Here is a 19,148-nt window from a genome sequence, read left to right as displayed (position 1 = left end):
CTTATCTGTTTTTAGTCGTCCCGCCCGATCGGCTCGCGCACATCGCCAGCCTGCTCAAGCGGCAGGTTATCTTTCAGGAATATGTCGATGCGGATGCGCTCCTGCGCCTCGATCACCGCGACACCATCCGCTTTTGCCTTCAGCACGCGGATCGCGCTGCGCACTTCATGGCCGGCATCCTGGTGCAGCACGGCATCGATCAAGCCAGCCTTGAGCGCCGACCGCGTATGCGACGTCAGCTCATGGGCGATGACGCGGATTGGCCGCCCCTGCGCGGAAATCGCCGTGACCAGACCGCTGTTGCCGGCGCCCAGACTGTAAATCCCGGCGAGGTCCGAATGGGCCTTGCAACAGATGGCGACCAGTTCCTCGGCCAGCATCGGGTCGTCCTGGCCTTCCAGCACATCGAGGATCACCCGGGGCTCGAAATCCTGGCTCAAGGCGGCAGTAAAGCCCTGCAAGCGCTCGCGATGGTCGCGCACCAGCATGGAGCCGGCCAGCACCGCCACCGGGCCGGGCCGTCCGCCCAGAAATCGCCCCATCAGGCTCCCTGCCGTCCGGCCCGCTGCAATATTGTCGATACCGACGAAATGATCGCGTCCCGATGCGGCAAGATCAGAGACGAGCGTCACGACAGGCACGCCTGCCGAACGGGCACGAGCAATGGCTGCGGCCACCTCCGGCGCGTCCACGGCGACGACGGCAAGGCCCGCAGGAACGTCCGACACCGCCCGGTCAATTGCCTCGACCAGCGCAGCTGAATCAAAGGCCGGCACGGTCAGCACGGAGAGCCGCGTGCGATCGACGGGCGATCGGAGACCGGCGACGGCAATTTCGGCCTCCAGGCCGCGCATGAAGGGATTGTCCCCGGTTGGAATGATGAAAACGAGCGGATAGACACGGCTCTTGGCGAGATTGGCAGCCGCCATATCACGGACATAGCCCAGCGTCTCGATCGCCGCTTCAACCTTTTCACGCGTCACAGCGCGTACGCCCGGACGACGGTTCAAAACCCGATCGACCGTGGCAAGGCTCACCCCTGCACTGGCAGCAATGTCATGAACTGTGGGACGCATGTTTCCTCCGGAAAGAACCCTTAGAGGATTTTTTGATGTACGTAAATCAGAAATTTGCAAAGCGTGGCGGCACGCTCGTGCCGCCCGTTTGGTCAGTGGCCGCCGCCGCTCCCGCTTGGCAGGGCCTGCGGTTTCTTGATCAGGAAGGCAAGCGTGACAAGCGCACCGAAAAGGACGGTCAGGATGAAGAACACGTCGGCAAAGGAAAGGATCGTGGCCTGCTGCTGCACCAGACCGGACATCTTCTGGATGGCGATCGTCGCTCCGTCCAGCCCGTGCGACGAATAGTTGGCAGCCATGTCGCGCAACTGATCGACGGCTGCCGGATTGCCCCAATGCACATGTTCGGACAGACGGGCATAATGCTCTTCCTGGCGCTGCGTCAGTATCGTGTTGATCATCGCAAGGCCAACGGCGCCACCCAGATTTCGCGTCAGGTTGAAGACGCCCGAGGCCGAGCGCACGCGATCCGGCGACAGCGTGCCGAGTGCGACATTGTTGATCGGCACCATGCAGAGCATCAGGCCGACGCCGCGCAGGATTTGCGGGATCAGCAGTTCGTAGAAATCCCAGTCGGCGGTCAGCCCGGTCATCAGCCAGGTGCCGGCGGCGAAGCTGCCGAAGCCGATCATCATCATGACGCGCGGATCGAGCTTGCTCGACAGGATGCCGGCGACCGGTGCGGTGAGGAACATGGCAAGGCCGGAGACGAACATGGTCTCGCCGATCATCAGAGAATCATAGCCCCGGATGCGCCCGAGATAGAGTGGGTAGAGATAGGTGAGCCCGTAGAGACCGATGCCCATGATGAACGAGAACAGAGAGCCGATGGCAAAGTTCCGGTTGGCAAAGGCCCTGAGATCCACGACCGGGAAACTGACGGAGAAAACCCGGTAAAAGAAGATGGCGGCAGCCGTGGCGGACGCGACGGCGCCGATGACGATGTGGCTGTCGTTGAACCAGTCATTGGCATTGCCCTCTTCGAGCACATATTCCAGCGCGCCGAGGAAGACCGCCATGGCCGCAAGGCCGGTCCAGTCGAATTTCTTGAAGAGGCTCAATTCCGGCTTGTCGAAGTCGATGAAATTCCAGGTGACAACAGTGACGATGATGCCTGGAACAATGTTGACCAGGAACAGCCAGTGCCAGGAAAACGCATGGCTCAGATAACCGCCGACCGTCGGGCCGATGGTCGGAGCAAGCGTCGCCACCAGCCCGATGATCGGCGAGACGATGGCGCGCTTGGAGGGTGGGAAGATGGTGAAGGCGGCGGCAAAGACGGACGGGATCATGCCGCCGCCGATGAAGCCCTGCAGGGCGCGATAGACGATCATCTGGTCGATGTTCGTGGCGGTGGCGGCAAGCGCGCTGGCGATGGTGAAGCCAGCAGCAGAGAAAGCAAACAGAACGCGGGTGGATACGATGCGGGCGAGCGTGCCCGACAGCGGGATCATGATCACTTCGGCGATCAGGTAGGATGTCTGGACCCAGCCGATTTCATCGGAGCCGGCACTGAGGCCAGCCTGGATTTCGGCAAGGGATGCCGAGACGATCTGAATGTCGAGGATCGACATGAACATGCCGAAGACCATCGCGAAGAAGGCGATCAGGCGTCTCGAATCCATCGTTTCCGCTGCGGCAGCGGCAGGAGCGGCCGGGCGAGCAACCGCGCCGGCAGTGGTGGTAGCAGACATGATTTCCGACTCCGTTCCGACCGATGCCGGTTGGTGCTACTTGCTCACTGCCGCGATGTTCTGTCCCGGCGCCGTGCGCGTATCGACATCGACGACGACGCTAAGACCGGCGCGCAAGCGGCCGCTGTCCAGCACATCCTTCGGCAGGGCAATACGAACCGGAACGCGCTGGATCACCTTGGTGAAGTTGCCCGTGGCGTTTTCAGCGGGCAGCAGCGAGAAAACAGAACCGGAAGCCGGCGCGATCGACGCGACAGTGCCTTCGATCGGCTCGTCATCGAACGCATCGACATGGATCTTGACCTTGGAACCCGGGATCAGATCGGCGATCTGGGTTTCCTTGAAATTGGCATCGATGTAGAGCTGATCGACTGGCACAAGCGCGGCCAGCCGCTGACCGGCAGAGACGAGATCACCATCCTGCACAGCGAGATTGCCGACAATGCCGTCATAGGGCGCACGCAACACGGTGAAGCCGAGATCACGCTGCGCCTTGTCGCGGGCAAGTTCCAGTGACCGGACCGTGCTTTCCGCTTCCGCGCGCTGCGCTTCCAGAACGGCAATATTGGCGCTGGCGACGGCGATATTGGCGTCGCCGCCGATGAGGTTTGCCTTCGCCTGATCAAGCGCCACCTGTGCGCTGTCGAGCGAAGCGACCGTGCCGACAGCCTTGGACTGGAGGTCGCTGGCCCGCTTCTGCGTGGTTTCGGCGCCGCGCACGGCCGCTTCAAGGGCGGTTTTCTGGGCCTGAGCCTGCTGCAGGCTGGCCTTTGCACCGGCGATCTGGGCATCGAACCGCTGCAGCGACAGATTTTCCGTATCGATCTGCGCCTGGGCCTGATCGGCCGCAATGCGATAGTCACCCTTGTCGAGGGTAACCAGCGGATCGCCCGCCTTGACATGCTGGTTGGCAACGACGTTGACTTTTTCGATGTAACCCGAAACCTTCGGCGAGATCGAAGCAATGTCGCCTTCGATATAGGCATCATCGGTGGAGACCATGAACCGGCCGGTGGTCCACCAGTCATAACCGTACCATCCGCCAGCTATAAGGACGGCCAGCGCCATCACGGGCAGGATCATCTTGCGACGCTTGGGCTCGGGCTTCGGCGCAGCGACATTTTCGGCGGATGTCGCAGGTTTCAACTCCTGTGCCGGTTCATCGCCACTCTTGGCTTCGTGCCCGAGGCTCTCGTCAACAGGAGGAGAAAAATCCTCACCGACGGGGCGAACATGGGATACCTTGGAATTGCTTGATACTGACATGTTGCACTACCAGCCCTTACATGAGAAATTCGAACCGAACCGTTCAGTTCGATTGACATAGGGCGGAATTACCCACATATCAAGCGAAATCGAACCGATCGGTTCGAAAAGTTCACAACGAGAAAATTGATGGCGTCCGAACAAGACGATATACAAACGACCCCAACGGAAAGCGCCGCATCTGGTGACGATCGCTGCCTGCCGGGACGCAGGGCCGCGGGCGAAGATCCGGCTAAGCGCGAGCAGATTATTGACGGCGCCAAGCGCATCTTCATGAGTGTCGGCTTCGATGCTGCCAGCATGAACGATATCACGCGCGAAGCTGGTGTCTCGAAGGGCACGATCTACGTCTATTTCCAGAGCAAGGAAGACCTTTTTGCAGCGCTTATAGAGCGCGAACGCAACCGGGTCATCCGCAATATCAAACACGCGCTCGACGAGCACGAGCCGATCGACGAGGCGCTCTTTGATTTCGGCACGACGTTGACCACCCACATGACTTCTGACCACACGATCAGGGCCATGCGCATGGTGGTGGGCGTGATCGACCGTATGCCGCAGCTGGCCAAGCGCTTCTTTGCTGCGACACCGGAGAATGGCTATACGGTTCTCAAGGCCTATCTCGAAAAGCAGGTCGCGCAGGGACGGCTCGAAATCGAAGACACGGAACTTGCCGCCCGGCAATTCATCGAGATTTCCATGGCAGGCTTGTTGAAGCGCCGCCTTTTCGGCGAGATGGAAGATCCACCGGAGCCAGCCTATATCGAGAAAACCGTCTCCTCCGGCGTGCGTATTTTTCTCGCCACCTATGGACCGAAATGAGCCGGGATATCGGCCTGACCTGAAATTTCAGGGAAAAGCCTAAAATTAATCGGATTGCACAGCACTTCAGCGCGACTGCGCGCTTGCCTTGACGCCTGTTCGCCATACATAGAGAACTGTCTTTTAACCGCGCACCATCCCGGCAGCGCGGGTTCACCATATCTGCACCTTGATCGAGGAAGGAACCACCCCGATGCAGGATATTCTGCTTCTGATGCAAGACCCCGCTGCCTGGATCGCGTTGATCACGCTGATCATCATGGAGGTCGTTCTGGGCATCGACAACCTGATCTTCATTTCGATCCTGACCAACAAGCTTCCGGCGGAAAGCCGCGAGCGGGCCCGCCGCATCGGCATCGGCCTTGCGCTTGTGATGCGCCTTGGCCTGCTTGGTACGGTCGCCTGGATCGTGCAGTTGACGGCGCCGGTCTTCACGATCATGGGCAACGAGTTCTCCTGGAAGGACATGATCCTGATTGCCGGTGGTCTGTTCCTGGTCTGGAAGGCGACGAAGGAAATCCACCACAGCGTCGATCCGGAAGACCACGACGAGGATTTCATCGCCAAATCCTCGACCGCGACCACTACGTTCGCGGCTGCCATCGGCCAGATTCTGCTGCTCGACCTCGTTTTCTCGGTCGACAGCATCATCACCGCCGTCGGCATGACGCCGCACCTGCCGATCATGGTTGTCGCGGTTGTCGTTGCCGTCACCGTGATGCTCGTGGCCGCAGGCCCGCTCGCCCGCTTCATCGAAAAGAACCCGACCATCGTCATGCTGGCGCTCGGCTTCCTTCTGATGATCGGCACGACGCTGATCGCCGAAGGCATGGGCTTCCATGTTCCGAAGGGCTACGTCTACGCCGCCATGGCCTTCTCGGCTCTGGTCGAAGTGCTGAACATGCTGACACGTCGCAAACGCCAGCGCGACAAAGCGCCCAAGCACTGACAGGTCAGCTTGACGATAAACAAGGAAAAGGCCCGGGATTACAGTCCCGGGCCTTTCCATATCGCCGCGAGGTAACGGGCCGAAGGGGTAGGAAGCTCGACTGCCGTTTCGTTGGCCGTGAAGAGAAACCGGAAAAATCTCCGCGTTCTCCATCTCCCTCAGGTCCGGTTGACACAGTCCGTCACCCTCCACCCAAACGGACGAGGCAATACAAGGTTCCAAGTTTTGCAAAACCTGTGTCGGTCATAAGGTGACCGTCCGCGGTTTTCCTTGACGCACCCTTTTGAATATGGTCTCACGCGAGCCAAATGGAAATTCCGGAATTTCGGGTCGTTTCGGCTGCTTCCAGGGCTTTCCCTTCTCTTCAAGCCTGCCCCTACGCCACTGGAAACAGCCTTTCGGCGCGAAGGTTCAGAGCACGTCAAAACGGGCCAAGATCATGACAGACAGACCAGTCCGGGTACGCATTGCCCCCTCCCCCACCGGCGAGCCGCATGTCGGCACCGCCTATATCGCCCTGTTCAACTATCTCTTTGCCAAGAAGAACGGCGGCGAGTTCATCCTGCGCATCGAAGACACGGACGCGACCCGCTCGACGCCGGAATTCGAAAAGAAGGTGCTCGACGCACTGAAATGGTGCGGCCTGACCTGGTCGGAAGGCCCTGATATCGGCGGCCCCTACGGCCCCTATCGCCAGAGCGACCGCAAGGACACTTACCTTCCCTTCGTCGAAAAGATCGTTTCCAACGGCCATGGCTTTCGCTGTTTCTGCACGCCCGAGCGGCTGGCGGAAATGCGCGAGGCGCAGCGCGCAGCCGGCAAGCCGCCCAAATATGATGGTCGCTGCCTGACGCTTTCGGCCGAGGAAGTCACGACCCGCATGAGCGCTGGCGAACCGACCGTCGTGCGCATGAAGATCCCGACCGAAGGATCCTGCAAGTTTACCGACGGCGTCTATGGCGATGTCGATATTCCATGGGATGCCGTCGACATGCAGGTGCTGCTCAAGGCCGACGGCATGCCGACCTACCACATGGCCAATGTCGTCGACGACCATCTGATGAAGATCACCCATGTGGCCCGCGGCGAGGAATGGCTGTCTTCCGTGCCGAAGCACATCCTGATCTACCAGTATCTCGGCCTCGAGCCGCCGGTGTTCATGCACCTGTCGCTGATGCGCAATCATGACAAGTCGAAGCTGTCGAAGCGCAAGAACCCGACATCGATCTCCTACTACACGGCCCTGGGTTATCTGCCGGAAGCGCTAATGAACTTTCTCGGCCTCTTCTTCATCCAGATCGCTGAGGGCGAAGAGCTCTTGAGCATGGACGAACTGGCCGCAAAGTTCGACCCGGAAAATCTGTCCAAGGCCGGCGCCATCTTCGACGTCCAGAAGCTCGACTGGCTGAATGGCCGCTGGATTCGCGAGAAGCTCTCGGAAGAGGAATTCGCTGGACGCGTTCTCGCCTGGGCGATGAACAACGACCGGTTGAAAGAAGGCTTGAAGCTTTCGCAGTCGCGCATCACCAAGCTTGGCGAACTGCCTGATCTCGCGGGCTTCCTGCTGAAGTCGGATCTCGGCCTTGATGCCTCCGCCTTCGCCAAGGTGAAATCGACGCCGGAGGAACTGGTCGAAATCTTCAACACCGTCCAGCCGGACCTCGAAAAGATCCTCGAATGGAATGTGGAGACGATCGAGGCTGAATTGCGCGCCATTGCCGACCGCATGGGCAAGAAGCTCAAGGTCGTCGTCGCGCCGCTGTTCGTCGCCATGTCCGGCTCGTCGCGCTCGCTGCCGCTGTTCGACAGTATGGCCATCCTCGGCCGCTCGGTCGTGCGCCAGCGCCTGAAGCTCGCAGCCCACGTTGCAGCAGGCATGGCGGGCAGCGGAAAGTAAAGACGGGGCTCCCTCTTCTCACCATAGGGGAGAAGTGCCTAGCGCAAGCGAGGCGATGAGGGGTGGCACGGCAAACCGCGGAGCAAGCGGCTCCCCTCATCCGGCCCTGTGGGCCACCTTCTCCCCGCTGGGGAGAAGAGGAAGACGCGCTCACGCACAGACCTTATAAGAACACAGGCCCTATCAAAGGCGAACCCCATGACCGACAAGACCGAAACCGCCCTTTCCTCCGATGTCACCGAAGTGCGCGCGCAAAAACTGAAGCTGCTGCGCGAAAAGATCGGCGACGTCTATCCGGCGCATTTCCACCGGACGACCACCAATGCGGAGCTGGCGAAGAAATACGAGAACCTCGAAGCTGATGTCGTGACGGAAGATGCGGTGACCGTTGCAGGCCGGGTCTATTCCTCGCGCAACTCCGGCATGTTCATGGACATCCACGACGCCGGGGGCAAGATCCAGATCTTTTCCCACAAGGACACCACGCCCGAAGAGGCGCGCGACCTGCTGCCGCTGATCGATATCGGCGACATTATCGGCGTGACGGGCATCGTGCGACGCACCAAGCGCGGCGAGCTGTCGATCAATGCGCAAGAGATCACCATGCTGACCAAGGCGCTGCTGCCGATGCCGGAAAAGTGGCACGGCCTGTCCGACGTCGAGCAACGCTACCGCAAGCGCCATCTCGACATCATGACCAACGAGGATTCGAAGCTCCGCTTCCAGCAGCGCTCGAAGATCGTTTCGGGCATTCGTCGCTTCATGGAAGACGACGGCTTCATGGAAGTCGAGACGCCGATGCTGCATTCGGTTTACGGCGGTGCCACTGCCGAGCCCTTCAAGACGCATCACAACACGCTGAAGCTCGACATGTTCCTGCGCATCGCGCCGGAGTTGTTCCTGAAGCGCACGCTGGTATCAGGCCTCACCGACAAGGTGTTCGAGATCAACCGCAACTTCCGCAACGAAGGCGTTTCGACCCGGCACAATCCTGAATTCACCATGATGGAATGCTACTGGGCCTATGCCGATTACGAGGACATCATGGACCTCGTCGAGCGTCTGTTTGCCAAGCTCGCGATGAACATCCACGGCACCACGGAATTCCTGTTCGGCGAAACGGAAATCTCCTTCAAGGGACCGTTCAAGCGCGTGCCCATGCCCGATGCCGTGAAGGAAGCGACGGGCATCGATTTCCTCGCCATGAAGACGGACGAGGAAGCCCGCAACGCCGCCAAGGCGGCCGGTTTCGAAGTCGAGAAGGATGCGACCTGGGGTGAGTGCCTCGCCTTCATCTTCGAGGAAAAGGTCGAGGGCACGCTGATCCAGCCGAGCCATGTCACGCATTTCCCGAAGGATATCTCACCGTTTGCCAAGGAAGTTCCGGGCGAGCCGCGCCTCGTCGAACGTTTCGAGACCTATTGCAACGCCTGGGAAATCGGCAATGCCTTCTCGGAACTGAACGATCCGGAAGAACAGCGCAAGCGCATGGTCGAACAGCTGGAGCAAGCGCATGCCCGCGGCGAAAAGGCCAAGCAACTGGACGAGGAATTCCTTGACGCCATCGACCAGGGCATGCCGCCCGCCGGCGGTCTTGGCATCGGCGTCGATCGCCTGATCATGCTTTTGACCAATGCGCCGTCAATCCGGGATATCATCCTTTTCCCGGCACGTCGCAACCGTAACGATTGAAATAGGCTCAGGCTCCCGGACAAAAGTCCGGCCAGCCTCAATGGGCGGCGGCTTTTTCGGCCGCCGCGTGTTCTTCGGCTTCTGCCGGAGCAGCCGCGTCATGATCCGGCGCCGGTGAAGGAGTATCCTCTTCCGAGCCGAAGATCATTTTCTTGATCGAGGCGAACATGCCGCCACCCGCTTCGTCTGCCGCCGTCGCTTCGCCATGCGCCTCCTCAGCGGGCGTTTCACCATGCCCGCTTTCCTCAGCCTCGCCATGTTCACCGGCAGGCTCGTGGCCGGCAACCACTTCTTCATCTCCGGGCATGCTCTTGTGTTCGGCTTCCGATCCCGGTTCGCCGATTTCCACGATCAGATCCGTACAGTCGGATTTGTCGTCCATTTCCGTCAGTGTTGCCTTGATAGCCTCCAGCGGCATCACGACTTCCTTGCCGTGGAACAGGCCGGCCATATTCGCATCCGCCTCATTGTACTTGGCAACGAAGGGGGCCATCATGCCGGGGATTTGCTCCGGCTGCGGCGCAAACAGAACCTCCGCCCCGATTGCCGCACCGCGGAAACGCGCACGATCTTTCGGGCCGGCATGATCGAGAATGACCACCTGGTAGAAGTCGGCCTTTTCCTGCTTTGCCAGAACCCCGGTCACCCGCAGCGCCGTGCGAACGCGATCGATGCCGCCGATGCTGTCGGTTTCCACATATTTGCGGATCCAGCGCTGTCCGTTGCGCCGGAGTTTCAGGGTCTGAACTGTCGTGCAGGCCTGTCCGGAAAGGGAGGCTTCTTCGGCCGTTTCCACATGGAACGTGCCTTTCGCTGCATAAAGCGCAAAGGCGCCGGAAGCGCCGCCAAGCAGCAGCACACCCGAAAGGATGAGCATCACTTTTTTGGAAAGCGCATCTTGAGGATCTTCGCCTTCACGCCCGCTGCTCCACCATCGGTTCCGCTCCAATACATAACTTAAGCGGCAAACCTACGGCATCGACGTTTCGGAAAGTTTAAGCGCTGAAGCAGCCCTTGTTCCGCTGCAGGGAAAAGATGTCCCGTCCTGGCGCAATGCCAAAACGACGCAGCCGGATATTGGCGGCGAAATCGATTGATCGCGGCGGCGACATTGCTAAAACCAAACCAACCACTTTCCCTTTTGCCGAAGGACATTTCCTGCATCATGGCGCGTATTGGCATTGCTGGCGGAGGCATCATCGGGTGCGCTACCGCCGTCTATCTCATCGAACAAGGTCACGACGTCACAGTCTTTGAAAAAGATGCCGGGGGCCTGCCCGCCTCGGTCGGCAATGCCGGAATTCTCGCCGTTCCCGAGATTGATCCGCTCGCGCGACCGGACATGATCCTGCAGGCGCCGAAATGGCTGCTGGATCCGCTCGGGCCACTGACTTTGCGCTGGCAGGATCTGATAGCCCTCATGCCCTGGATGATTGCTTTCCTGAAGGCTGCGGCACCCTCCCGCGTCTCGGCATCGCGCCTCGCGCTGCTTGGCCTGATGCGCTCGGCGCTGGCCGAGCATCAGGCTCTCGCGACAATGGCTGGTCTTTCCGGCCATATGGCGCCGACCGGGGCGCTGACGATCTTCGACAGCCCGGGCGCCGTTGAAGCCGCCTTTCGCCACGAACAGGGCAATGCAGGGCTTCTCGGCTATGCCGTGGAGAAACTCGATGCCGCGCAGGCGCGCGCGCGTGTCCCGGCGCTTGAAGGCAAGTTTGCCGGCGGCGTTTTTTCCCACGGCTACCAGACATTTGCCGATCCGCTAGCCCTGCTGCGGCAACTCCAGAACCACATTCGCCAGCGTGGACGTCTTGTGGATGCGACAGTAGAGGCCGTGCAATCGGCCGCCGACGGCGTCGGGCTGACCACCATAGCAAAAGAGCGCGAGATGTTCGACAAGGTCGTCATCGCTGCGGGGGTCTGGTCGCGCGGCCTGGTCCGGGGGTGGGGCTCAAGGTGCTGCTCGAGACGGAACGCGGCTACAACACCACCTTCGCCGACCCGCAGGTTAAACTCGAAGTGCCGGTTTTCTTCGCAGAGCATGGCTTTGTCGCGACCCCGATGCGCAATGCCTTGCGGATCGGCGGCGCCGTGGAACTGGCCCGCCCGGAAGCCCCCGCCAATTTTGCCCGGGCCGCGGCGATGCGCAACAAGATGCGCCGTTATGTGCCTTCCCTGCCCGAGAGCGGTGGTACCGAATGGATGGGCCGGCGTCCCTCGACGCCCGACTCGGTGCCGGTGATCGGGCTTAGCCCGCGGGATCCCCGCATTGCCATGGCCTTCGGCCACGGGCATTTGGGCCTTACCCTTTCGGCGGTGACCGCAAGGGCCGTGACCCGGTTGCTGTCCGGCGGGGATACGGCCGATCTTGCGCCCTTCGGCATCGAGCGATTTCAATAATATTGCAGACGGCGAAGATTGACTTTCAATCTCGCCTTGTTTCCATAGCCGCCAGCAACTCTGGTGAGACCCAAAACGAGAAGACAACGCGATGCATAAGGTAATTTTCGACACCGATCCCGGCATTGATGATGCAATGGCGCTGCTTTTCCTGCATCAGCATCCCGACATCGACCTGATCGGCATCACGACGGTTTTCGGCAATGCCTCGATCGAGACGACGACGCGCAATGCGCTCTATCTGAAGAAGACCTGGAACATCGATGCACCCGTTGCCAAGGGGCTTGGCGAAACGCTCGACCCCTCGCGCCCGCACGTGGATTGGCCAACTGGAATTCACGGCGATGACGGTCTGGGCAATATCGGCGTTCCCGACAGCATCGATGTCGATCTTGACCCGCGCCCGGCGCACCGCTTCATCATCGAGACCGTGCGCGCTCATCCCGGCGAAGTGACGATCGTCGCCGTGGGGCGCATGACCAATCTGGCGCTGGCGCTGCGCGAAGATCCTGATATCGCCGTGCTGGTCAAGGATGTGGTGATCATGGGCGGCGCCTTTGATGTGCCCGGCAATATCACCCCCGCCGCAGAAGCCAATATCCACGGAGATCCTGATGCTGCCGACGTTGCGATGACCGCTCCCTGGCCGGTAACGGTGGTTGGTCTCGACGTGACGACAAAGACGGTGATGACCCGCAAGCTGATGGCCGATATTGCCGCGGCCGGCGGCGAGCGCGCCACGCTTCTGGCGAAAATCTCGCAGTTCTACATCGAGTTTTACGAGCAGCATGTCGATGACGGCATGGTCGTGCATGACAGCTGCGCCTGCGTCTACGTCGTGGCGCCGCACCTGTTTGAAACGCGAAGCGGCGCGATCCGGGTCGTCTGCGGTGGGATCGCCGATGGACAGACCATCCAGAAGCCGGACAGCCGCTCCTTCCCGACAAGCCCATGGGATGAACTGCCAAGCCAGAATGTCTGCACCGGCGTCGATGCCGATGCCGTTCTGGCCCTGATCGCCGAGACGATCGGCCGTCCCGCCTGAGCGGGGCCGGGCAATAATAAATCGGAGCGCACGGCTGGCAGGCTCGGGTTTGCCAGCTATCTTCCCGTCCATGAAACCGGATACGCTGCTTTTTCCCACCCCGAAGGGCCTCTTCTGCGAGGTCGGTCAGTTTTATGTCGATCCGGTCCAGCCGGTCGAGCGGGCCCTGATCACCCATGGCCATGCCGACCATGCCCGCTCCGGCCACACCCATGTGCTTGCCACCCGCGAGACTCTGGACATCATGCGCATTCGCTACGGCGAGGATTTCTGCGAGAGCGAGCAAGTGGCGAGCCTCGGTGAGCGGCTTACAATCAATGGCGCAACGGTCAGCTTTCATCCCGCAGGCCATGTTCTGGGCTCGGCCCAGATCGCAGTCGAGGCGCAGGGAACCCGGATCGTCGTCTCCGGCGACTACAAGCGCCGTCGCGACCCTACCTGCCTGCCGTTCGAACCGGTCTCCTGCGACGTCTTCATCACCGAGGCAACCTTTGGTCTGCCCGTCTTCCACCATCCCGACGACCGCCATGAGATCGCAAAGCTGCTGACCTCGCTTCGACAGTTTCCCGAACGTGCCCATCTCGTCGGCGCCTATGCGCTCGGCAAGGCGCAACGCGTCATCGCGCTTTTGCGCGAGGCGGGCCATGATGCGCCGATCTATATCCATGGCGCGCTTGTGAAACTCTGCGATTATTACCGAACGCAAGGATACGACCTTGGCGATCTCCGTCCTGCGACGATCGCCGGACAGGACCGGCAGGCTTTTGCCGGAGCGGTGGTCATCGGGCCGCCGTCTGCCTTTGCCGACAAATGGGCGCGGCGCTTCCCCGATCCCGTGTCGATCTTCGCCTCCGGCTGGATGCTTGTGCGCCAGCGCGCCAAACAGCGCGGCGTCGAACTGCCGATGATCGTCTCGGACCATTGCGACTGGGCCGAACTGACCCAGACGATCCGGGAAATCGCGCCCTCTCAAGTTTGGGTTACGCATGGACGCGAGGAAGCACTGGTGCGCTGGTGCGAGTTGCAGGGCATCGACGCCCGGCCGCTGCATCTTGTCGGCTATGACGACGAGGGCGAATGATGCGCGCCTTTGCCGAACTGCTCGACCGACTGGTCCTCACCCCGCAGCGCAACGCCAAGATCAGGCTCCTCACCGATTACTTCAAGGCGACGCCGGACCCGGACCGCGGCTACGCGCTCGCCGCCATTGCCGGGACGCTGGACTTGAAGGCAGTGAAGCCTGCCATCCTGCGCGAACTCGTGATGGAGCGGATGGACGAGGTCCTCTTCCGCTATTCCTATGACTATGTCGGCGATCTTGCCGAGACGATTTCGCTGGTCTGGGAACCGGCGGCGGATGCGAGATCGCCGGAATACGACCTGTCATTGGGTGGCATAATCCACCGGCTTCAATCCGTGGGTCGCTCCGAAGTCAGAGGGCTGGTCCGCAGTCTTCTCGACCAGATGGACAGTTCGAGCCGTTACGCCTTCCTGAAGCTCGTAACCGGAGGGCTGCGCATCGGCGTTTCAGCGCGGCTGGCGAAACAGGCCGTGGCCGATGTCGGCGGTCGGGAGATCGCCGATGTCGAGACCCTCTGGCACGGCCTTTCGCCACCCTACACGCAGCTCTTCCAGTGGCTGGAAGGCAAGTCGGAAAAACCGGCGCTGACGACACCCGCAGTATTCCATGCGGTCATGCTGGCAACGCCGGTCGGCGACAATGATCTTGCAGGCCTCGATCCGGCCGACTTTGCCGCCGAATGGAAGTGGGACGGCATCCGCGTGCAACTGGCCAATCTCGGCGGCACGAGACGGCTCTATTCCCGCAGCGGCGACGATATTTCCGGGGCCTTTCCGGACATTCTTGAATCCGCGGATTTCGAAGGCGTCATCGATGGCGAGCTTCTGGTCGGCGGAACATCCAGGACCAACCGCGCAACCCGCACCTTCTCCGACCTGCAGCAGCGGCTGAACCGCAAAACCGTCAGCAGCAAGATGCTGGAGGACTACCCGGCCTTCGTCCGCGGATACGATCTTCTGTTTTCCGGAGCAACGGATATTCGCGCCGACAGCTATCTTGCCCGTCGCCAGAAATTGGCAAATCTTGTGGAGGCGGCATCGCCAGCCCATTTCGACCTTTCGCCGCTCGTACCGTTTTCCAGTTGGGAGGAACTCGACCGGCTGCGCAGCGATCCGCCCGATCCTGTGATCGAGGGCATCATGCTGAAGAGGCTGGATTCGCCCTATACCTCCGGTCGCGCCAAAGGCCCGTGGTTCAAATGGAAGCGCAATCCCTACAATATCGATGCGGTGCTGATGTATGCGCAACGGGGGCACGGCAAACGCTCAAGCTACTATTCCGACTTCACCTTCGGCGTGTGGACCGAGGGCGACGGCAAGGACATGCTGGTGCCCGTCGGCAAGGCCTATTTCGGCTTCACCGACGCGGAGCTGGAAGTGCTTGACCGCTTTGTGCGCAACAACACGATCGAACGCTTCGGCCCAGTCCGGTCCGTCCGGGCGGAAGCCGATTTCGGCTTCGTCGTCGAAGTCGCTTTCGAAGGAATCAACCGGTCCGGCCGCCACAAATCCGGCGTCGCCATGCGGTTTCCGAGGATTTCCCGGCTGCGCCTCGACAAGCTGCCGCGCGATGCCGACAGGCTGGAAACACTGATCGCCATGATCGACGGAGGTAAGCCGGTCTGAACCCGATGAACCTGTCATCGCGCGGATAGGCATCTTTCGCCACAAGGGATTGCACCTAAAGCTGTGCGGATCGCTTCGCACATCTTATTAAGATGATTTTGCGACTATCCCACGAGACAGGTCCGGCAGGACAGCAATGTGGTGGTATCGTGCATTCAGGCCAAGTGAACAGTCCGGGAAAACCAAAGGCGGCGCGCTGGTTCAGCCTGAACTACCTGCCGACCATTCTTGCCTTTTTCATCGTGATTGCCGCCGGTGCATTTGCAGAACATCAGAACTGGGTTGTCTACAAGGCTAAAGAGCGGGAAGCTGTGGCAGCCGAGCTTAATCCCATCCGAGCCAAGCTCGAGGCGAACATCAATGGCGATATCCAGTTGGTGCGGGGACTGATAGCCACAATCTCAACCGAACCCGGGATGGATCAGAACCGGTTCGTCGAATTGGCCAGAAACCTGTTCAATGAAAAATCGCATCTGCGAAGCATTGCGGCCGCGCCCAATCTCGTCATTTCAATGGTTTATCCGGTGGAGGCAAATAGAAAAGCCATCGGACTCGACTATCGCAAGAACGACGATCAACGCGCTGCGGCTCTTCGCGTGAAGGAAACCGCCACCATGGTTCTTGCAGGCCCGCTCAAGCTGGTTCAAGGCGGCGAAGGCCTCATCGGTCGGTTCCCGCTGTTCATTTCCGGCCGTGGGTCCTCCAACAACTTCTGGGGGATCGTATCGGCTGTCATTGATGTCCCTTTGCTTTACAAAGAAAGCGGGCTGCTCACGGTCGCCGACACCATCGATATTGCCATCGTCGGGCGCGACGGGCTGGGTAAGGATGGCCCTCAGTTTTATGGAGCACCGGCCGTCAGGACATCGGATCCGGTCGAGAGAAACATTTACCTCCCAGCCGGAAGCTGGCAAATCCTGGCCATTCCGAAAGGCGGCTGGCAGCTTGAGCCGCCAAACACATGGCAATTGCGCCTCCTTGTCGTGGTAGCGGGCCTGTTCATTCTTGTTCCCATGTTCATTACCGGCCGGCTGATGGAGGAACGCCAGGGCAATATCGAGGTTCTGAAACAAAACAAGGAAAGCCTGCTGGAACTCTCCTACCGCTTGAAGATCGCGCTCGATACATCACAAATCGGGATCTGGGAGCTCGACATCGAAAACGGCACGCTCTTCTGGGACGACCGGATGAAGGAGCTTTACGGCGGCCGGCATCTGGAGGGTACCTATCATGACTGGAAGAAAGCGCTGCATCCCGACGATCTGCAACAGGCCGAGGCCGAATTCAACGATGCCTTGGCCGGGGCAGAAAGCTATGTTTCCCAATTCCGCATCGTCCTCACGGATGGCAGTGTCCGTTACATCCGTGCAATTGGTTCGAAGTATTTCGGTGCCGGCGGCCATCAGAAGATCGTGGGCGTTAACTGGGATGTCACCCGGGACGTCGAGACCAACGCTATTCTGGAAAACGCCAAGACGCAGGCAGAGGCGCACAGCGCGGAACTCGAATCGGCGCGACATCGTATGGAGTTCAATGCCCTTCACGACCCGCTGACGACCTTGCCCAACCGCCGCTATCTCGATCAGATCCTCGCGGAGATGAGCGTTCAGACGGGAGGCGCCGACTTTGTCAGCATCTTCCATGTCGATCTCGACCGGTTCAAGGAAATCAACGACACGCTGGGTCATGCCGCCGGGGACGAAATCCTGCGGCATGCAGCCCAGGTATTACGTGCGAATACGAGGGACAGCGATTTCGTTGGCCGGATCGGCGGCGACGAGTTTGTGATCATTTCGAAAACCGGCCGGGCGGAGAACAGCGACACTGCCATGGCGAGCCGGATAATCGAGGAGATGAGCCTGCCGATCCGCTACAAGGAACAGGAGTGTCGCATCGGCGTCAGCATCGGAATAGCGCACCAGACGGGGACCGACGAAGAACTGACCCAGGTTCTGGTCAATGCCGATATCGCTCTCTACGAAGCCAAACGCCGCGGCCGCAACCGCTACGAGGTTTTCACCCATTCGCTGAAGACAGCCGTCATCAAATCCAAACAGACGGCGGACGAAATCCTGCGTGGGCTCGAACAGAACGAATTCGTGGCCTATTTCCAGCCGCAGTTCTGCCCGGTATCGCTTGACATCATCGGTGTCGAGGCCTTGGCCCGATGGGACCATCCGACAAAGGGCCTGCTTGCGCCCTATGCGTTTCTGAAAACCGCTGAGGACATCAACGTCATTGCCGACATCGACCAGCGCATTCTCGAGCAGGCGTTGTTCCAGTTGCATCGTTGGGAGGCGTCCGGCATATACATACCCAAGATCTCGGTCAATCTATCCTACCAGCGGCTGCATGACGAAAACCTGATAGAACGCTTGTCGCAGCTTACCATACCGACCGGACGACTGGCATTCGAGCTGCTGGAATCAATCTCTTTCGACGAGAGCGATTACACTGTTCTCTCCAACATCGAGCGGATCAAGAATTTCGGTATCGATATTGAGATCGATGATTTCGGCACGGGTTACGCCTCCATCGTCAGCCTCCTGAAGCTGACCCCGCGCCGCCTGAAGATCGATCGCCAGCTGATCATTCCGATTCTCACTTCTCCCAAACAACGTCAGCTCGTTGCCTCGATCATCGACATCGGCACATCGCTTGGCATCGATGTCATTGCGGAAGGCGTCGAGACTATGGAGCACGCCACGGCATTGCGCGAACTTGGCTGCTACGGTCTGCAGGGTTATGCCTTTGCCCGCCCGATGAGCGCCAACGACCTCGCCAACTTCGCCCGTGAACGGAAATGGATGGCCGCCTGAAAATCAATTGCGTCGCTCGCAGCCGCTACTGATTCGAACTGTAGGGAACCACTGGCAGCGGACAGGGCTGCTCCCAAGGGGCGAAATCAAAGCCTCTATTGCCAAAATCTCGTATCAAATTGGTTCCGAACAGTTTTCCATCTCGGCCTACCGTCCTGGCCTGTCAGATTTTTGAAGCAAAACATGGCATTTTCTTCCTGCTCCGGCGACAGGCCCGGCAGCCAATTCCAGCAGGATGCGACCTGCGACCAAATTGCACCACCGTTACTTTTTTACGCGAGCGACAGGGGTTCCCCGGGTCTGTTTTCCCCTACGCATGCGCCTTCCTTGAGGCTTTCCGGATCGTCTCCAGCGGCCGAAGGAGGTCTTCATAGGACCTCTTTGCAGTTGGAGGTTTGGGATCATTTTTTGAGGTGCACTCATGGATTTCCGCTCTCAATCCCCAGGAATCCGGCGGAATTCCGGCGCAAAGACCGAGATGCGACTCGACAGGTTGGATAAATTGGCCGTAGGCGGCAAAACCAAATCAGCGAGCGTCGCAACTTAACGAACAACAATCCGATTGCTCAAAGCCAAATGGATCGCTGTGCAAATACAGGGGCTGGCACGATTGCATTCACTGAGGGACCATCATATATGGAGTCGCCGCTCGGGTGCGACGCATTCAGGCCCTTGCCCGATGGCGCATGAAGACTAAGATGCGCATCTGGGGACGCGCCCATCAATGCCAATCGGCGTTGCCTGGCGTTTCACCCCGCTGGGGTTAGCAGCAGGCTGCGAGA

General features: G+C 60.0%; 13 protein-coding genes and 1 pseudogene. 10 read left to right on the top strand and 4 right to left on the bottom strand.

From position 1 onward, the window contains the following. Window positions 1-11: 11 nt before the first annotated feature. The 3 genes from P6U16_RS15410 to P6U16_RS15400 all read right to left on the bottom strand — a co-directional run bounded on the left by P6U16_RS15410 (window position 12) and on the right by P6U16_RS15400 (window position 4,036). The gene (locus tag P6U16_RS15410; protein ID WP_277701282.1) at window positions 12-1,076 is read right to left on the bottom strand and encodes a LacI family DNA-binding transcriptional regulator; all 1,065 of its coding nucleotides are present in this window, start codon (window positions 1,074-1,076) and stop codon (window positions 12-14) included. 92 nt (window positions 1,077-1,168) lie between these two features. Next, on the bottom strand, window positions 1,169-2,770 hold the full coding sequence (locus P6U16_RS15405) for a DHA2 family efflux MFS transporter permease subunit (RefSeq protein WP_277701281.1): 1,602 nt from the start codon (window positions 2,768-2,770) through the stop codon (window positions 1,169-1,171). A 36-nt stretch (window positions 2,771-2,806) separates the two neighbouring features. Next, entirely contained in the window at window positions 2,807-4,036 is a 1,230-nt protein-coding gene (locus tag P6U16_RS15400) for an HlyD family secretion protein (protein WP_277701280.1), read from the bottom strand. A 129-nt stretch (window positions 4,037-4,165) separates the two neighbouring features. Here P6U16_RS15400 and P6U16_RS15395 point away from each other — a divergent pair, with 129 nt between their 5' ends. From P6U16_RS15395 to lysS, 4 genes are all read left to right on the top strand, one after another. Beyond that, window positions 4,166-4,858 carry a TetR/AcrR family transcriptional regulator gene (locus tag P6U16_RS15395; protein WP_277701279.1) on the top strand — a complete coding sequence of 231 codons (693 nt, stop codon included), beginning with the start codon at window positions 4,166-4,168 and terminating at the stop codon, window positions 4,856-4,858. A gap of 193 nt (window positions 4,859-5,051) precedes the next feature. Then, on the top strand, window positions 5,052-5,807 hold the full coding sequence (locus P6U16_RS15390) for a TerC family protein (RefSeq protein WP_277701278.1): 756 nt from the start codon (window positions 5,052-5,054) through the stop codon (window positions 5,805-5,807). Between the two features lie 439 nt (window positions 5,808-6,246). Continuing rightward, a complete protein-coding gene (gene gltX, locus P6U16_RS15385; protein ID WP_277701277.1) occupies window positions 6,247-7,704 on the top strand; it encodes a glutamate--tRNA ligase in 1,458 nt (485 codons plus the stop codon). Between the two features lie 198 nt (window positions 7,705-7,902). Beyond that, window positions 7,903-9,396: a lysine--tRNA ligase gene (gene lysS, locus P6U16_RS15380; RefSeq protein WP_277701276.1), complete on the top strand. Its 1,494-nt coding sequence runs from the start codon at window positions 7,903-7,905 to the stop codon at window positions 9,394-9,396. Window positions 9,397-9,433: 37 nt separating this feature from the next. On the opposite strand, the gene P6U16_RS15375 is transcribed toward lysS, so the two are convergent. After that, complete coding sequence (locus P6U16_RS15375; RefSeq protein WP_277701275.1) at window positions 9,434-10,273, bottom strand: hypothetical protein; 840 nt, start codon at window positions 10,271-10,273, stop codon at window positions 9,434-9,436. A 288-nt stretch (window positions 10,274-10,561) separates the two neighbouring features. Between P6U16_RS15375 and P6U16_RS28390 the strand changes: the two are divergent. The 6 genes and pseudogenes from P6U16_RS28390 to P6U16_RS15345 form a co-directional block, all read left to right on the top strand. Beyond that, window positions 10,562-10,623: pseudogene (locus tag P6U16_RS28390) on the top strand (hypothetical protein); the annotation flags it as partial. A 729-nt stretch (window positions 10,624-11,352) separates the two neighbouring features. Further along, window positions 11,353-11,796: an FAD-binding oxidoreductase gene (locus P6U16_RS15365; RefSeq protein ID WP_277701274.1), complete on the top strand. Its 444-nt coding sequence runs from the start codon at window positions 11,353-11,355 to the stop codon at window positions 11,794-11,796. A 91-nt stretch (window positions 11,797-11,887) separates the two neighbouring features. Next, the gene (locus tag P6U16_RS15360) at window positions 11,888-12,841 is read left to right on the top strand and encodes a nucleoside hydrolase (RefSeq protein WP_277701273.1); all 954 of its coding nucleotides are present in this window, start codon (window positions 11,888-11,890) and stop codon (window positions 12,839-12,841) included. Between the two features lie 70 nt (window positions 12,842-12,911). Continuing rightward, window positions 12,912-13,922: a ligase-associated DNA damage response exonuclease gene (locus tag P6U16_RS15355; RefSeq protein ID WP_277703864.1), complete on the top strand. Its 1,011-nt coding sequence runs from the start codon at window positions 12,912-12,914 to the stop codon at window positions 13,920-13,922. Next, window positions 13,922-15,547, top strand: coding sequence for a cisplatin damage response ATP-dependent DNA ligase (locus tag P6U16_RS15350; protein ID WP_277703863.1), 1,626 nt, complete (start codon window positions 13,922-13,924; stop codon window positions 15,545-15,547). The genes P6U16_RS15355 and P6U16_RS15350 overlap by 1 nt, the downstream gene beginning before the upstream one ends. A gap of 149 nt (window positions 15,548-15,696) precedes the next feature. Then, window positions 15,697-18,366, top strand: a complete 2,670-nt coding sequence (locus tag P6U16_RS15345; RefSeq protein WP_277701272.1) for an EAL domain-containing protein — start codon at window positions 15,697-15,699, stop codon at window positions 18,364-18,366. The last annotated feature ends 782 nt before the right edge of the window (window positions 18,367-19,148 follow it).

It is taken from the genome of Rhizobium sp. 32-5/1 (assembly GCF_029537235.1).
Taxonomy (GTDB): Bacteria; Pseudomonadota; Alphaproteobacteria; order Rhizobiales; family Rhizobiaceae; genus Pararhizobium.
Note: the sequence above shows the minus strand (reverse complement) of the source record. Positions and strands in the feature narration are given on the sequence as shown.

Coding starts and splice junctions, on each gene's coding strand:
- P6U16_RS15400 (WP_277701280.1), bottom strand. CDS start 4,036: ATGTCAGTATCAAGCAATTCCAAGGTATCCCATGTTCGCCCCGTCGGT.
- P6U16_RS15395 (WP_277701279.1), top strand. CDS start 4,166: ATGGCGTCCGAACAAGACGATATACAAACGACCCCAACGGAAAGCGCC.
- P6U16_RS15405 (WP_277701281.1), bottom strand. CDS start 2,770: ATGTCTGCTACCACCACTGCCGGCGCGGTTGCTCGCCCGGCCGCTCCT.
- P6U16_RS15355 (WP_277703864.1), top strand. CDS start 12,912: ATGAAACCGGATACGCTGCTTTTTCCCACCCCGAAGGGCCTCTTCTGC.
- P6U16_RS15410 (WP_277701282.1), bottom strand. CDS start 1,076: ATGCGTCCCACAGTTCATGACATTGCTGCCAGTGCAGGGGTGAGCCTT.
- P6U16_RS15360 (WP_277701273.1), top strand. CDS start 11,888: ATGCATAAGGTAATTTTCGACACCGATCCCGGCATTGATGATGCAATG.
- P6U16_RS15375 (WP_277701275.1), bottom strand. CDS start 10,273: ATGCTCATCCTTTCGGGTGTGCTGCTGCTTGGCGGCGCTTCCGGCGCC.
- lysS (WP_277701276.1), top strand. CDS start 7,903: ATGACCGACAAGACCGAAACCGCCCTTTCCTCCGATGTCACCGAAGTG.
- P6U16_RS15390 (WP_277701278.1), top strand. CDS start 5,052: ATGCAGGATATTCTGCTTCTGATGCAAGACCCCGCTGCCTGGATCGCG.
- gltX (WP_277701277.1), top strand. CDS start 6,247: ATGACAGACAGACCAGTCCGGGTACGCATTGCCCCCTCCCCCACCGGC.
- P6U16_RS15350 (WP_277703863.1), top strand. CDS start 13,922: ATGCGCGCCTTTGCCGAACTGCTCGACCGACTGGTCCTCACCCCGCAG.